We start from the raw sequence: 14,821 nt of genomic DNA on the forward strand, positions 1-14,821 counted from the left end.
ATAAGCAGGGCAGGATGAGCACACGCCGCACCATGCCCGGAGGCCGCGCCACGTACCGCACACTGCCGCGCGGCGACAATGGGCGATGCCTGTGCCGGTGGTGCGCGCTCGAGGTGCCACGCGGCCGCCGCACCTTCTGCTCCGACTTCTGCGTCAATGAGTGGCGGCTGCGCAGCGACCCCGGCTATCTGCGCGATCAGGTGCTGAAGCGCGATCGCGGCGTCTGCGTCAGTTGCCGCGTGGATACGCTGGTGGCGGCCGGCATCATGAAGCGCTCACGCGGCACAACACGCCAGCGGCTGCTCGATTACTGGGACCTGCCCCGCTACACCGGCCGCTCGCTCTGGGAGGCCGACCACATCCTGCCCGTGGTCGAAGGCGGAGGCGAGTGCGACCTCAGCAATCTGCGCACACTCTGCCTGCGCTGCCATCGCATGGCGACGCTTGGGCTGCGTCTGCGCCGGCAGGAGGCGCGCGAAGCCGCACGACGTGGAACAGCCGCGATGCGCGAGCGGATCGCAGCCGAGCTTGCCGAGATCTCCGCGCCGGCCCTATCCTGACCCGGCCCGGCCCAGCCGCACCGTCGCACATCGCAATGTCAAGAAATATTCGGGGAGATCACCATGCGTGCAGCGCTCTTCACCCGCGAGTTCCCGCCCCATATCTACGGAGGCGCCGGCGTCCATGTCGATTACCTGAGCCGCGAGCTTGCGAAAAAAATTGACGTCGACGTGTACTGCTGGGGCAAGCAGCACGAAGACCGCGGCCGTCTGCACGTACACGGCGAGGAGCCGTGGGCGGCGATCAGCGATGGCACGACGGGCAAGTTCAAGGGCGCGCTTGAGGCGCTCAGCCTGAACCTGACACAGGTCAAGGCGCTCGAAGGCATCGACGTCTGCCACACGCACACGTGGTACGTATCGATGGCCGGCTTTCTCGCGAAGAAGCTCTACAACATTCCGTTCGTGCTGACCACGCACTCGCTCGAGCCTTTGCGTGCGTGGAAGTCGGAGCAGCTCGGCTCCGGCTATGCAATGAGCTCCTGGATGGAGCGCACTGCCATCCTTGACGCGGACGCGATCATCGCCGTCTCGAACGGCACCAAGGCCGATGTGCTGCGCGCCTATGACGTTCCGGCCGAACGCGTGCACGTGATCTACAACGGCATCGATCTCGACGAGTACCAGAAGACCGACGACCAGACCGCGCTCGTTCAGTACGGCGTAGATCCGTCTCGGCCTTACGTGCTGTTCGTCGGCCGCATCACGCGGCAGAAGGGCGTGACGCACCTGGTCGATGCGATCCGCTTCCTGCCGCCGGAGACGCAGATCGTGCTCTGCGCCGGAGCGCCGGACACGCCAGAGATTGCCGCCGAGATGCGCACCAAGGTAGACGAAGCGCGCGCGCACAACCCGCACATCGTGTGGATCGAGAAGATGGTCACGCGCCAGGAGACGATCCAGCTCTACTCGCATTGCCGCGTCTTCTGCTGCCCGTCGGTGTATGAGCCGTTCGGCATCATCAACCTCGAAGCGATGGCCTGCCGCGCGCCCGTTGTCGCGAGCGCCACCGGCGGCATTCTTGAGGTCGTGGTCGATGGCGAGACCGGCTACCTGGTCCCCTTCGAGCAGGACCCGGTCACGAGCTTCCCGCTCCACCCGGAGCAGTTCGCGCGCGACCTCGCCGCGCGCCTGAACCAGCTGCTCGCAGACCCGGCCACCTGCAAACGCATGGGCGACGCCGGACGCAGCCGCGTGGAGCAGCACTTCGCCTGGACAAGTATCGCCAACCAGACGATCGCGCTCTACGAAGAACTGGTCGCCAGCCGCAAGGCACGATGAGCGGTCCCGGTTTCCCTGATTCCCCGTCGCTGACTTCCAGCGCAAGATCCGGAGTGCGAGCCTCACCACGCGCGGGCAGTATCCTGCTATGGACCCCATGCGCACAGCCAGCAGAACCAAGGCCAGCAAGCAGCGCACCACCGCCCTGATTGCCGCCGGCTTCGCCATCGTCTTCTGGGCCGCGGCCTATCCAGCGATCCGTGTCGGGCTGCGTGCCTTCTCGCCCGGACAGCTTGCGGCGCTGCGCTTCCTGATCGCGACTGCGTTCTTCGCCGTGTACCTCGCCATCACGCGGCCGCGGCTGCCCCGGGGAGCGGCCCTCGCGCGCATCAGTCTGGCCGGGGCGCTCGGCATCGCCTGCTACAACCTGCTGCTCAATACCGGCGAGATGACCGTCTCCGCGGGCGCAGCCAGCTTTCTCATCAACTGCATGCCCGTGTTCGCGGCACTGCTTGCGGTTGCATTCCTGGGCGAGCGCCTGCGTCCGCTTGGCTGGGTCGGCATGGCGATCAGTGTCGGCGGCGTTGCCATTATCGCGCTCGGCGGAGAGCAGCATGTCCGCCTCGGGGGCGGCGCTCTGTTCGTGCTTGGGGCGGCGGCGTGCGCGGCGGTCATGGGCCTGCTGCAGAAGCCCCTGCTGCGCGACTACAACCCGGTCGCGCTGACGGCGTGCCTGATGGCCAGCGGCGAGCTCCTGCTGCTGCCCTGGGTTCCCGGAGCGCTGGCCGTCGCCGCGCGGCCCGGCTCCCGCTCGGCGCTGCTCGCTGTGGTCTTCCTCGGCATCGCGCCTGCGGCGCTCGGCTACCTGGCCTGGAGCATGACGCTGCAAATCTTCCCGCTGACCCAGACTGTCAGCCTGCTCTACCTGATCCCGCTCGTGGCCGTCGCCATCTCCTGGGTCTGGATCGACGAGCGCGCCACCACCCTCACTCTGGTGGGCGGGCTGGTCGCGCTGGGCGGCGTCGTCCTGCTCAACCGCTTCGGCCGACCGGTCGCGCAGCCACGCCCTGCGGTCCCCGCGGGACGCTGAAACCACTCCCCTCTGGTCCGATTCGAGCCCCAGGGCTGACAATACTGGCGTGCACGTCCTCGGATTCCTGCTCGGATTTATCGCGGTCGCGACCGTTCTGCTCGACGCGTTCGAGACCATCATCCTGCCCCGGCGCGCCAGCGGAAAGGTGCGGCTGACCCGGCTCTTCTACATCATGACGTGGCGTCCGTGGGCAGCCGTGGTCGCCTCCCTGCCCAGCCGTCGGGCGCGCGAGACCGGTTTCAGCTTCTACGGCCCCCTGTCGCTGCTCTTCCTGTTTGCCCTGTGGGCCGTCGGGCTGGTGCTCGGCTTCGGCCTGATGTTCTACGGCCTGGGTGCGCCGCTGCACGACCCGTTAGGTCTGCGCCCTGTGGGATCCTCGATCTACCTCAGCGGCACCACGCTCTTTACACTCGGCATCGGCGATCTACTGCCCTTGAACCGCTGGGCGCGCGACCTGATCGTGATCGAAGCCGGCACCGGACTCGGCTTTATCGCGGTCGTCATCGGCTATGTCCCGGTGCTCTACCAAGCGTTCTCCCGTCGCGAGGGCAATATCGCGCTGCTGGACGCCCGGGCTGGGTCACCGCCGACCGCCAGCGAGTTGCTGCGCCGTCATGCAGTCGATGGCGGCCACGACGCACTGGTCGGCCTGCTCAGCGAGTGGGAGCGCTGGTCGGCCGAGATGCTCGAGAGCCATATCTCGTATCCGCTGCTGTGTTACTTCCGCTCACAGCACGACAACCAGAGCTGGCTCAGCGCACTGACCGCGATCCTGGACACCTGCGCCATCCTGCTCAGCATCGTCGACTGCACGGCGTGCCGCCAGGCCCGGCTCACGTTTGCAATGGCGCGGCACACCGTCGTTGATCTGTTGCTGGTCTTCGGCCTGAAGCCGATCGAAGTCCATCCCGCGGCGCAGACCGGTGCGAACGCACCTGCCAACCCGGCCGACGCGACCCGGCTGACCGAAGCCGAACTGGTCACGCTCACCGACATCCTGTGCAAGGCCGGCTACCGCATCCGCATCGAACCGGAGCGGGTTGCCCTCTTCCGCAAGCTGCGCTGGATGTACGAGGGACAGGTGGTGCGGATGGCGCAACATCTCCGCATTCCGCTGCAGCGCTTCAACACCGAGACGCCGGGCCGCGACACCTGGATGCTGGTGAACAACCTGCTCGAGCTGTATGCCACGCAGGGCGAGGCGAGCGACGAGGATGCGCGCGCCGCCCAACTGCTGGCGCAGACGCGCGAGGTCCTGGTGGAGGAGCCGCACGCCTTTTAAGAGGCGCGTGGCTTAGCGGCAGGAGCGCTGGTAGGTTCCGCTGATGCGGTCGTGCCAGCCCAGACCGTCCTCGTCGAACAGCGCCCAGATCAATCCCAGGCCCAGCGGCAACGCGGAGAGCAGCAGCGCCCCCACCCGGCGCTGCATCGAGCGGCGCGTCGGGTTATCGTCGTCCAGCGTGCAGAGCGCAATCTCTGCGTAGCGCATGCCCGGCGTGCCCTCGCCGAAGCGGAAGAACAGCCACTGGTACGCGACGCAGATCGCCAGCAGCGAGACGGCTGCCGCGGCCAGGGCCGTCCTGCCGGTCGGCGGGTGCGCCGTGCAGGAGCAGAACACCACCACGAAGGTGAGAAAGCCGATAAAGCTGAGTGCGCCATCGACCAGCGCAGCCATCAACCGGTCCTCGATCGAGGCGGGCTTCAGCGGCGGCCGGTCGAGCAGTGCAGCGATCGAAGGCCGCGGCGCACGCTCCGGTCGCGGCGTATCAAGCCGGATCGCCGACCAGTCGAGCCCGGCGCTGGCAGCAGCGGCGGGCGCAGGCCGGTGGTCGATCGCCTCAGGTTCCACCTCGAAGATGCGCAGCTGCCCGGAGGCCGGTTCGGCGTCCCGCAGCGGTCCCTCAGCCAGGCGCGGACGCGCTTTGCGGGCCGCCACCAGCTCACGGGGAAACTCGATCAGGTTCGCCGCCAGCGGAACAGCCGGAGAGACGGTCGCGTCCTCCACGGCGTCCCGCATGGGATCGTGACGCTGGTCGTGACGGGCGTCGTGGCGCGATTCGGAGAAACGCGGTGCAGGTTGGTGCGACGTCGGCGGCACCCGCATGGTCTGCCGCGCCTCGTAGGCGTCCATCTGCCGCTGCGTCCGCTCGTCCACCTGGTGGCGCACCGCGATGTTCTGTTCGTACTCGATGCGCGCCTGCTCGGCACGGAGGCGCTCCTCGGCCTCGCGCGCTTCTGCGGCGGCAGCTTCGGCCTCGCGGGCCTCTTCCATGCGCCGGCGCACCGCCTCCTGCGCAGCCTGGGCATCACGCAGGGCCTGTTCGGCAGCCAGCGCCGCCTGCACGGCCTCCCGCTCCAGCGCCTCGCGGTAGCTGGGCCGCGTGGCGTAGCGCGCCGCCACGGCGGCAGCCAGTTCGGCACGCCCACCCTCATTCCGCGGATCGCCCTGTCCCTGATCGGCATCGCGCGAGTCGATCGGCAGCCGCGGCTGTCCTGCGCCGCGACTGGAGCGGCGCGCCCGGCTCGCTGCCAGCTTCTCGGTCAGCTCGGTCTTCCACGCGGGCATATCGCCCGGCACGACTTTTGGCATCGCCATCGTCCCTGCTCCTGGCGCGCGTCCCTGCGGCTGCGCACGCTCTTGTTCCCCATCGTCTACCCGGCGCGATTCGCGTCGTGCAGCAGTCCTGTCCGCCATGAAGAGCGAGGCGGTCGCGGAGGGAACCAAGCGAGGCTCTGCCGTTCACCGCGCGAACGTGGCGCGATGTATGACAGGCTGCATTGTCCGAGCCAGAGCTGCGCGGTCCCCGCGGCGAAGGGCATATCCGGCCTTTGCTATGCTGGCCTTGCCCGTGCCCTGGAACCTACGCAGTTTTGTATGTATCACGCTGATCTGGCTGTGTCATCCGCAGCCTGCGCTGAGAGCGTGGCAGATCGGGCACCCCGAACCAAGCGCGATACCATCCCAGAAATCTTCCGCCGACCCGCCGCTGCAGCCCGCGTCTCATGCACTGCCCGACATTCCTGACGCGCATGAGCTGCCAGTCGCCGAGCCCGTCCCGGACACCGGACGCAAACTGATCCCCGTGCGCATCTCGGCCAACCGCCAGCGCAAGGACGGCTCCATCTACACCCTGGTCGGCGACGTCGAGATCGACTACGGCAGCTATGTGCTGCGCGCCGACAACGTCGTCTACAACGAGGACACGGGCGAAGCGCGCGCCGAGGGCCACCTCGACCTCGAAGGCGGCTCGGCAGACGAGCGCATCCTCGCGGACCGCGGCACCATGAACCTGAAGCTCGACACCGGCCGCTTTTACAACGTCAGCGGCAGCGTCGGGGTGCGCGGCAATCTGGCCCGCCGCAAGGCCATCTACACCACCACCAATCCGTTTCTCTTCACCGGGCGCGTCGTCATCAAGAGCGGGGCAGAGCGCTTCCGCGTCATCGAAGGCACCATGACCTCCTGCCGGCTGCCGCGTCCCGACTGGCTGCTCTCCGCCGGCCGCATCGATCTGGGCGATGGCCAGGCCAGTGCGCGCAACGCACTCTTCCGCGTGCTGAACATCCCGATCGTGTATCTGCCCTACGTCACCCACCCGGTCATGTCGAATGACCGGCAGTCCGGCCTGCTGATCCCGGTCTACTCACAGTCCTCGACCAAGGGCACCGTCTTTGGCGAGCAGGCCTACATCGTGCTCGGGCGCAGCGCGGACATGACCATCGGCACGGACTACTTCTCGAAGCGCGGCTGGGCGCCCAGTGGAGAACTCCGTTACCGCGGCCGCAACGATGACTTCGCCGACCTGCGGTTCACCGCGCTGTTCGATCGCGGCATTGTGCTCGGCGCCGGGCAGAGGCCGACCAACCAGGGCGGTGAGGACGTGCTGCTGAACGGCCGCTATACCCTGGGAGACCACACGCGGCTGGTCGCGAACGCCGAATACCTCAGCTCGATCCTCTACCGGCTGGCCTTTGCCGAAAGCTTCGCGCAGGCCACGGCGTCCCAGATCAACTCAAACATCTACCTGACGCACAACGCGGACGGCTTTTCCGAGACCGGCAGCGTCTCCCGCTACGTTAACTACGGCAGCACCAGTCCTATTCAAGACGTCGCCATCGCGCACGTGCCTTCGATCTCCGTGGATGGCGTGGAGCGGCAGCTCGCGAAGTCACCGCTGCTCTGGACAGTCGAAGGCAGTACGGGTGGCCTGAACCGGCGCGAGCCCGGCTTCCACACTGCCCACGCGGTCGAGCGCACCGACCTGCACCCCTCCGTCATGCTGCCGCTGCACTTCGAGGGTCTCGACCTCGAGCCCAGCTTCGGCGTACGCGACACCTTCTACAGCAAGAGCCAGGCCCCGACATTTGTGCTCGACACGGAGACGAACTCGTTTGTGCCCGTCTATCGCTCGGCCAGCCTGGACCGCAAGGCAGTCGAAGCCGGCCTCGAGGTGCGCCTGCCCGTGCTGGTGCGCGACTACGCTCCCGGCTGGCTGGCGGCGCACAATCGCGCGCTGCGCCACACCATCGAACCGGAGGCTCACTACCAGTTCGTCTCCGGCATCAGCAACTTCCGCAACGTGTTGCGCTTCGATCCGGTCGACCTCTACAGCAACACGGATGAGCTCGAATACTCTGTCACCCAGCACTTCTACCTCAAGCGCCAGCACCCGCAGGAGTGCCACAACGGCCCACTGCCGCTGCCCAGCAACGGCCGCATCTCCCTGCCGGTCGACTATCGCGACTGCAGCAATACCGAGACTAGCGAGTCGCTGACCTGGACCGTCAGCCAAAAGCACTTCTTCGACCCTTACTTCGGCGGCGCAGTGTTCACCGGGCGACGCAACGTGCTGAGCAGTACGCTCGACCTGACGGGCATCTCCTTCCTCAGCGGTCCGCGCGACTACTCGCCGCTGATCTCGCGTCTTCAATTGCGTACGAGTCGCAACTTCGATCTGGGCTGGGACGTGGACTACGACTTCCGCGGCGGCCGCATCAGCGGCAGCAATGTGTACATCGACCTGCGTTCCGGTAACTACTTTGCCTCGTTCAGCGATGCGCGGCTCGATGCGCTCAATGCCTCGACACTGCCGGTCCCGGGGAGCAAGCCGACCTCCGCCCTCACGCTGCCCTTCACCAACTACGAGCAGTTCCGCACCACCATCGGCTATGGCTCGGCCATCAAGCCGGGCTTCAGCAGCGCGCTCAATGCCGGCTACGACCTGAACCGCTCCGAGCTGCAGTACGGCGGCATGCAGGCCAGCTACAACTGGAACTGCTGCGGCATCACCATCGAATACCGCCGCCTGGCCCTCGGCCCGCAGCGCAATGAAAACTATGAGAGTTTCAATTTCACCCTGGCCGGTATTGGCACCGCGGGTAACATCAACCGATCGCAGTTGATCTACTGAGCCTCGCTTAGTACCGTGGGGGCGCTGGCCGTGCCTGGCCAGCTCAGGAGGCGCAGCGTGCGTCGAGTCTCACCATTCCCGGCGACCATTGCTCCGTTCGCTCTTGGCTTGTTTCTGCTGCTCGGCGGCTCCTCGCTCTGCCTGGCGGAGCAGCCCGCCGCCGGCTCACCGCTCGCCGCTTGTGGCGATGACAAGATCGGCTTCGATGTCGAACGCGGCGAGGTGAAGGACCACACCGAAGCTCCCGATGCCGGCAAGGCCACGCTCTACATCGTCGAGTTCTTCAACCTGCGCGACAAGGGCAAATTCGGCCGCCCGACGCTGAAGATCGGCCTCGACGGCCAGTGGCTCGGCGCCGTCCAGGGCTTCACGTATGTCAGTGCCTCCGTCCCGCCCGGCGAACATCACATCTGCGCGCGCTGGCAGTCGCACTTCGGCAAGCTCTCGGATCAGGTCTCGCTGCTTAACGTCACCGCCGACGAAGGCAAGATCTACTACGTACGCGCTCACATCAACGTGATGGGCGACCAGGATGTGCTCTCGATGGACCTCGAGCCGCTGTCGACCGACGAGGGCCGCTTCCTGATCAGCGAGGCCGCCCGCAGCGTGAGCAAACCGAAGCACTAACCGGTCGCGGTTGGCCCGCCCCGGCCGCGCCCTGCGATAATAAGGTCGACGAAAGGCGGTTTGTTTGTTCCGTTCCCGACTCCTCCTGTTGTGCACCCTGGTGGCCGCCGCCACGATTGGCTGCCGCGCCCAAAACTCCGGCATCCAAAACTCCGGCATCCAGAACGCCGCGACCCAGAACGCCGCGACCCAGAACGCCGGCGTCCAGACCTCGCCGCCCGCGTCCTCCGTCGATCGCCGCGTCGAGGTGCTCGTCCGCTCGCAATTCAGTGTTCCGCCCGATTACGACGTCTCCTTCGGCGGCAAGACGAAGAGCGATATCCCGGACTTTGACAACCTGCCGGTCACCTTCACGCACAAGGGCAAGCAGACCACCGTCGATTTCCTGCTCTCCAAGGATGGCAACACGCTCGCGCGGCTCGAGAAGTTCGACATCAGCAAGGATCCGCAGTCCGTCTACTCGGTCACCAACCGACCCATCCGCGGCAACCCGCTGGCCAGGGTCACGGTGGTGAACTACGACGATCTCGAGTGCCCGTACTGCGCGCGCATGCACGAAGAGCTCTTCCCCACCACGCTCGACCACTACAAGGGCCTGGTGCGGTTCGTGTACAAGGACTACCCGCTGGTCGAGATTCATCCCTGGGCTATGCATGCCTCGGTGGATGCGAACTGCCTCGCGGATCAAAACCAGGATGCGTACTGGAACTTCGTCGACTACGCGCACAACCACGGCGAGGAGATCAACGCCAGCCGCCAGGACCCGCACCAGGCCTTCGCCATTCTCGATAAGAAAGCGCGTGACCTCGGCGCCGAAGCGAAGCTGAATACCGCGAAGCTGGATGCATGCCTCACGAAGCAGGACGAAACCGCTGTCCGCGCGTCCATGAAAGAAGGCGTGAAGCTTGGCATCGAGGGCACACCACAGCTCTACGTGGACGGCGAGCGGGTCGCTCCTGGCGCGCAGCCAACGCAGAGTGTGTGGGACGTCATCGATCGCGCCTTGCGCGCCGATGGCATCACGCCGCCCGAGCGGGCTGCGGCTACACCGGCGACACCCGCCGACGCAGCGAAACCTCCAACGCCCCCAGGCGGCGCAAGCCGCTGACCCCACGAGCAGCTTCCCGCTCGTGCCAGTACACTGAAGCGCAGCGACGGGCCCGGCAGAGGCCCGCGCGTCCCCCGACCGGGTCCCTTTTTCGCGTAGAGGCACATGCATTTCAGGCTGAAGCGCCAGCGCTCCGCGCTTGACGCCCGGCTTGTCCAGTCCCCAAGGAGATCGAGTGCCAGAAGTTTCGCCCGCTGCCCGCTCTGTCGTGCGCTCCCGCTCTGCCCTGCTCATCGGCTTCACCCTGCTCGCGGTCACCGGATGTTCGCGCCCGCATGATGCTGACGTCGTCGCGATGGTGAATGGCCATCCCATTCAGCGCGCCGTACTCGAACGCACCTATCGCGGCAACCTCGGCAACCAGCAGCGCGAGCCATCGCTCGTGCAGTCTGAGCAGACACATCTCGAGATCCTCCGCCAGTTGATCGACGACGAGATCCAGCAACAGCGCGCCGCCAAGCTGAACCTGGTCGCCACCGAAGAAGAGGTGGATGCGAAGCTTGCTGAGTTGAAGGCGCCCTACACGCAAGAAGAGTTTGACCGCCAGCTCAAAGCGCGTAACGTGACACTCGACGATGTGAAGCGCGATGTCCGCCGCGGCCTCACCAGCGAGAAGCTGATCAACAAGGAGATCAACTCCAAGATCAACATCACGGACGCCGACATCACGCAGTACTACAACCAGAACAAGGCCGACTTCAACCTGGTAGAGCCGAGCTATCACTTGGCGGAGATTGTCGTCACCTCCACGCCCTCGCAGCAGCCTGGCAACCTGCAGAACAACAAGGCCAGCAACGAGGCGGACGCGAAGAAGAAGATCGAGGCGTTGCGCACGCGTCTCGAAAGCGGCGAAGACTTCGGCGCGCTTGCTGCGAACTTCAGCGAACAGCCCTCCACTGCATCGAGTGGTGGCGATATGGGCTCGATCAAGGAATCGGAGTTGCGCTCGGACCCGACCATCTCCAACGCGATCTCAGCGCTCAAGGCGGGCGAGATCACGTCCGTGCTCCCCATCCTCGACCCAAACCACAAGCCGGTCGGCTACGCGATCTACAAGCTCATCTCAAAGGAAGCCGCAGGACAACGTGAGCTCAACGATCCGCGCGTGCAGCAGTTCATCCGCCAGCAATTGCGCGACAGCCGTGCGCAGCTCCTGCGCAATGCGTACTACGAAGTGCTGCGCGATCAGGCCCGCGTAGAGAACTACTACGCAGAAGAGGTCTTCCGCAAAGGCGCGCAATAACGCTGCTACTTCGCCGCGAACAGCGCCTTCGGCAGAATGGCATGCACACCCACCTTGGTATCGACCAGTTGCGTGATGTCGAGATCCACCGCGACGCTTGAAAGCTGGTAAGCCTGGTCGCGCGTCAGGTGCTTCTCTTCCACCAGGAAGTCGAGCATGTTGTGCAGCGCCATCTTGGTCGCGGTGTTCAGGTCTTCGTCAAAGCCCATCGTGATCCATGCCGTCGGCGTCTCAGCGCGCGGCCACAGCAGGTGCTGGTCCTTGTGCACGATGAATTTAAACGTGCCGTTCAGCATCGTCTCGAGCGCCGTGATGTCCACCTCGCCATTGCCCTGGCCGGCGTGCCCGTCGCCCACCTCGAACAGCGCACCCGCGGCATGCACCGGAAGATAGAGCACCGTGCCTTCCACTAATTCCTTGTTATCCATGTTGCCGCCGTGCATCCACGGCGCGGTGCTGTTGTACTTGCCCGCCGACTCCGGCGGCGCCACACCCATCGATCCGAAGAAGGGATGCAGCGGAATCCGTACACCGGGCGCGAACTGCGCCGTGCCATGTTCGTGCGTCGCGTCCAGTTCCAGCGGGATGATCGTCATGCGCCCGTACGGAAAATCGTTCGGCAGATAACCGCGCCCCACCCCGAAGCCGTTGCACGCCCACGGCACCGCCACTTCGACCTTCTGAATGCGCACCTCGAGCACGTCGCCGGGCTCCGCCTCCGCAATCGCGACGGGGCCCGTCAGGATGTGCCCGCCCGGCCCCTTTTCGATGTCCTCCGCCGCATAAAGCGTGCGCACCGACCCAGGGATCGCGGTAGCCGTCAGTCCTTCGCTCTCGAGCCGCTCCGGCGGTCCGCACGTCGAGAGTGTCTCGATCCGCACGGTGTCTCCGCTATGCACGGTGAGCGCGGGCTTAGCATGCGCGGAGTAGTAGCCCCACGCAACCGTACCTGGTGTGGCGGCAAGCGTCTGTTGCGCACTGAGGGGCAAGAAGGAGCCGGATAGAGCGGCGGTGAGCAGAAGAGACAGGCAGTGGGCCACGCGCATGGCCCACTGTAGCAAAGCAGGAGGTACCCAGAGTCGCGGCCACCCAGCTACACTGGCTCGAATCTCTGCCACTGGAGCCCCGATGACCCTACAGCCCAAGGTGGGCCTTTCTGCCCTTGCCTGCGCCACCGCCCTGCTTGCCTCGCCCCTCGTCGCACAAACCTCGACCGCACCCGCAGCACATCGCACACTGGTCAAGGCCGCGCACCTGGTAGACGTGCGCAGCGGTCACACACTCGACGGCCAAACCGTCGTGGTCAGCGGCGAACGCATCGTCTCCGTGCAGCCCAACGCTCAGGTCACTGCGCAGCCCGGCGATGTTGTCGTCGATCTTGGGGACGCCACCCTGATTCCCGGCATGATCGACGTTCATACGCACCTGACGATGGACACCAACTTCGATCCCTACCACGAACTCTCAACCTCGGTCGCCAAGAGCGCCCTGATCGGCGCACACAACGCGAAGATCACGCTCGAGGCCGGCATCACGACGGTGCGCAACGTGGGCGCGAACGGCTTCTCCGATGTCGACCTGCGCGATGCGATCAATGACGGCCTCGTCGAAGGACCGCACATGCAGGTGAGCGGACCGGCGCTCGGCATCACGGGCGGCCACATGGATGAAAATCTGCTCCCCGAGTCGTACCACCAGGTTGGCGACGGTGTGGCGGATGGCATCCCCGCGGTGCAGCACATGGTGCGGCAGAACATCAAGTACGGCGCAGACCTGATCAAGATCGGCGCAACCGGCGGCGTGCTCTCGAAGGGCGATGATCCGCAGGCCAGCCAGTACACGCTAGAGGAGATGCAGGCCATCGTCGCCGATGCGCACCGCCTAGGCCGCAAGGTCGCCGCGCACGCGCACGGAGCGCAGGGTATCCTCTGGGCCAGCGAAGCCGGCGTCGACTCCATCGAGCACGGCACTTATATCAACGACGACGACATCGCGATGATGAAGAAGCACGGCACCTACTTCGTACCCACGGCTTATCTGATCGACTGGATGCGCGACAACGGACACCTTCCACCCTTCTACCTGAAGAAAATGCAGGACGTGAGCGAAGTCGAGAAGGTGAACGCCAAGCATGCCATCGCCGCCGGCGTGAAGGTCGCGATGGGCACCGATGCAGCCGTGTACCCGCATGGGCTGAACGCGCACGAGTTCGAGATCTACGTGCGTGACTTCGGCATGACGCCCCTTGAGTCGCTGCGTACCGGCACCGTGAACGCCGCCGACCTGATGGGCTGGAGCGATCGCATCGGCTCGCTCGAGCCCGGCAAGTGGGCGGACATCGTCGCCGTCCCGGGCGATCCACTCAAGGACATCACTGTCCTTCAGCGGCCCGTCTTCGTCATGAAGAGCGGCAGCGTCTACCGCAACGACCAGGCGCATCGCTAGACCAAAGCCGAGGCTGCCGCCGCGCACCCCTGCCTGCTCCGCGTACGATAGCTGGCATGGTTCGCTACGGCATCCTCGGCTTTGGTCATCACGGCGAGCGCCGGCTTGCGCCGGCCTTTCAGAACACCAGCAACTCACGCCTCACCGGCCTGTGGCGGCGCAACCGCAATGCTGCGCACGCCAACGCAGAACGTCACTCAATTGAGCACGTATTCGACACGCCGGAAGCTCTCTGTGCTTCGCCGGAGATCGATGCCGTCTTTGTTGCGAGTCCCGACGCACTGCATTGCGAACACACCCTGCTCGCGCTTGAGCATGGGAAGGCCGTCCTCTGCGAAAAGCCGCTGGCCATGAATGCGGCGGAGGCAGAGCGCATGCTCGCTGCGGCGACGCGCGCAGGCCGCGCCTTCGGCGTCGCGCAGAACTTCCGCTATAACCGCTCACTCGAGCGCATGCGTGCTCTGGTCGCTGAGCGCGCTCTTGGCACACCGGTCTTCGCTTCGGCACACTTCTGCTTCCTCAGCGAGCGCAGCCCGCGCAGTTGGATCGACAACGCCGGCATAGCCTGCGGCGGTCCGATCGGCGATGTCGGCATTCACGCGATCGATGCGCTTCGCTTCGTGCTGGCACAGGATGTGCGCAGCGTGACCACGGTAGCGCTCCCCGAATATCCTCACGGCAACGATGCGACGCGGCCGATAGAACAAAGCGCGGCCATCACGCTCGAGATGAGCGATGGCGTGCTCGCAAATGTACAGGTCAGCTTCCGCGCGCTCTACCGCACTTTCGTTGAAGTGGTCGGCGCAGATGGAGTGCTCACGGCAGAGTCGGGCTTCACTGTCGACCGCCCCGTCTCACTGGTCCATCACGCAGGTGGCGAGGTGAAGTCGCAGGAAGTGCTCGACAACAGCGATGCATACAGCCGCATGCTCGATGCATTCTCATCAACGGTGGAGGGCAGAGGCAGCTTCGCCAGTCCAGGAGATGATGGCGTGAAGAACCAGCGAGTGCTCGATGCGGCATTTCGGAGTTGGCAAACCGGCCGACGCGAGTCCGTCACGTCCTGAACAACCTGCATCCTTGCTCGACCTGCCACATCTACTCACTGGAATC

Annotated in this window: 12 protein-coding genes; 10 read left to right on the forward strand and 2 right to left on the reverse strand. The window is 65.5% G+C overall.

The annotated features are described in order from the left end of the window. Positions 1-14: 14 nt before the first annotated feature. The 4 genes from AC5IJH_RS14185 to AC5IJH_RS14200 all read left to right on the forward strand — a co-directional run bounded on the left by AC5IJH_RS14185 (position 15) and on the right by AC5IJH_RS14200 (position 4,156). On the forward strand, positions 15-560 hold the full coding sequence (locus AC5IJH_RS14185) for an HNH endonuclease (protein ID WP_491903479.1): 546 nt from the start codon (positions 15-17) through the stop codon (positions 558-560). Between the two features lie 63 nt (positions 561-623). Next, positions 624-1,841, forward strand: a complete 1,218-nt coding sequence (gene glgA, locus AC5IJH_RS14190; RefSeq protein ID WP_491903480.1) for a glycogen synthase — start codon at positions 624-626, stop codon at positions 1,839-1,841. A gap of 97 nt (positions 1,842-1,938) precedes the next feature. Continuing rightward, the gene (locus AC5IJH_RS14195) at positions 1,939-2,871 is read left to right on the forward strand and encodes a DMT family transporter (RefSeq protein ID WP_491903481.1); all 933 of its coding nucleotides are present in this window, start codon (positions 1,939-1,941) and stop codon (positions 2,869-2,871) included. Between the two features lie 49 nt (positions 2,872-2,920). Continuing rightward, the gene (locus AC5IJH_RS14200; protein ID WP_491903482.1) at positions 2,921-4,156 is read left to right on the forward strand and encodes a potassium channel family protein; all 1,236 of its coding nucleotides are present in this window, start codon (positions 2,921-2,923) and stop codon (positions 4,154-4,156) included. Positions 4,157-4,168: 12 nt separating this feature from the next. Here AC5IJH_RS14200 and AC5IJH_RS14205 read toward each other — a convergent pair whose 3' ends face one another. After that, positions 4,169-5,470, reverse strand: a complete 1,302-nt coding sequence (locus AC5IJH_RS14205; RefSeq protein ID WP_491903483.1) for an RDD family protein — start codon at positions 5,468-5,470, stop codon at positions 4,169-4,171. 253 nt (positions 5,471-5,723) lie between these two features. Between AC5IJH_RS14205 and AC5IJH_RS14210 the strand changes: the two genes are divergently transcribed. From AC5IJH_RS14210 to AC5IJH_RS14225, 4 genes are all read left to right on the forward strand, one after another. After that, a complete protein-coding gene (locus tag AC5IJH_RS14210) occupies positions 5,724-8,285 on the forward strand; it encodes an LPS-assembly protein LptD (RefSeq protein WP_491903484.1) in 2,562 nt (853 codons plus the stop codon). Positions 8,286-8,342: 57 nt separating this feature from the next. Beyond that, positions 8,343-8,912, forward strand: a complete 570-nt coding sequence (locus AC5IJH_RS14215) for a hypothetical protein (RefSeq protein ID WP_491903485.1) — start codon at positions 8,343-8,345, stop codon at positions 8,910-8,912. Between the two features lie 64 nt (positions 8,913-8,976). After that, positions 8,977-10,020 carry a DsbA family protein gene (locus AC5IJH_RS14220; RefSeq protein ID WP_491903486.1) on the forward strand — a complete coding sequence of 348 codons (1,044 nt, stop codon included), beginning with the start codon at positions 8,977-8,979 and terminating at the stop codon, positions 10,018-10,020. Positions 10,021-10,195: 175 nt separating this feature from the next. Further along, positions 10,196-11,263 (forward strand): SurA N-terminal domain-containing protein, encoded by a 1,068-nt coding sequence (locus tag AC5IJH_RS14225; protein ID WP_491903487.1) that lies wholly within the window; start codon positions 10,196-10,198, stop codon positions 11,261-11,263. 5 nt (positions 11,264-11,268) lie between these two features. Here the strand turns inward: AC5IJH_RS14225 and AC5IJH_RS14230 are convergent, their stop codons facing one another. Beyond that, complete coding sequence (locus AC5IJH_RS14230; protein WP_491903488.1) at positions 11,269-12,309, reverse strand: acetamidase/formamidase family protein; 1,041 nt, start codon at positions 12,307-12,309, stop codon at positions 11,269-11,271. Between the two features lie 82 nt (positions 12,310-12,391). On the opposite strand from AC5IJH_RS14230, the gene AC5IJH_RS14235 reads away from it, so the two are divergent. After that, positions 12,392-13,708, forward strand: a complete 1,317-nt coding sequence (locus AC5IJH_RS14235; RefSeq protein WP_491903489.1) for a metal-dependent hydrolase family protein — start codon at positions 12,392-12,394, stop codon at positions 13,706-13,708. A gap of 56 nt (positions 13,709-13,764) precedes the next feature. After that, the gene (locus tag AC5IJH_RS14240; RefSeq protein WP_491903490.1) at positions 13,765-14,775 is read left to right on the forward strand and encodes a Gfo/Idh/MocA family protein; all 1,011 of its coding nucleotides are present in this window, start codon (positions 13,765-13,767) and stop codon (positions 14,773-14,775) included. The last annotated feature ends 46 nt before the right edge of the window (positions 14,776-14,821 follow it).

Source organism: Candidatus Dedyshia acidiphila (assembly GCF_051025295.1).
Lineage (GTDB): Bacteria > Acidobacteriota > Terriglobia > Terriglobales > Acidobacteriaceae > KBS-83.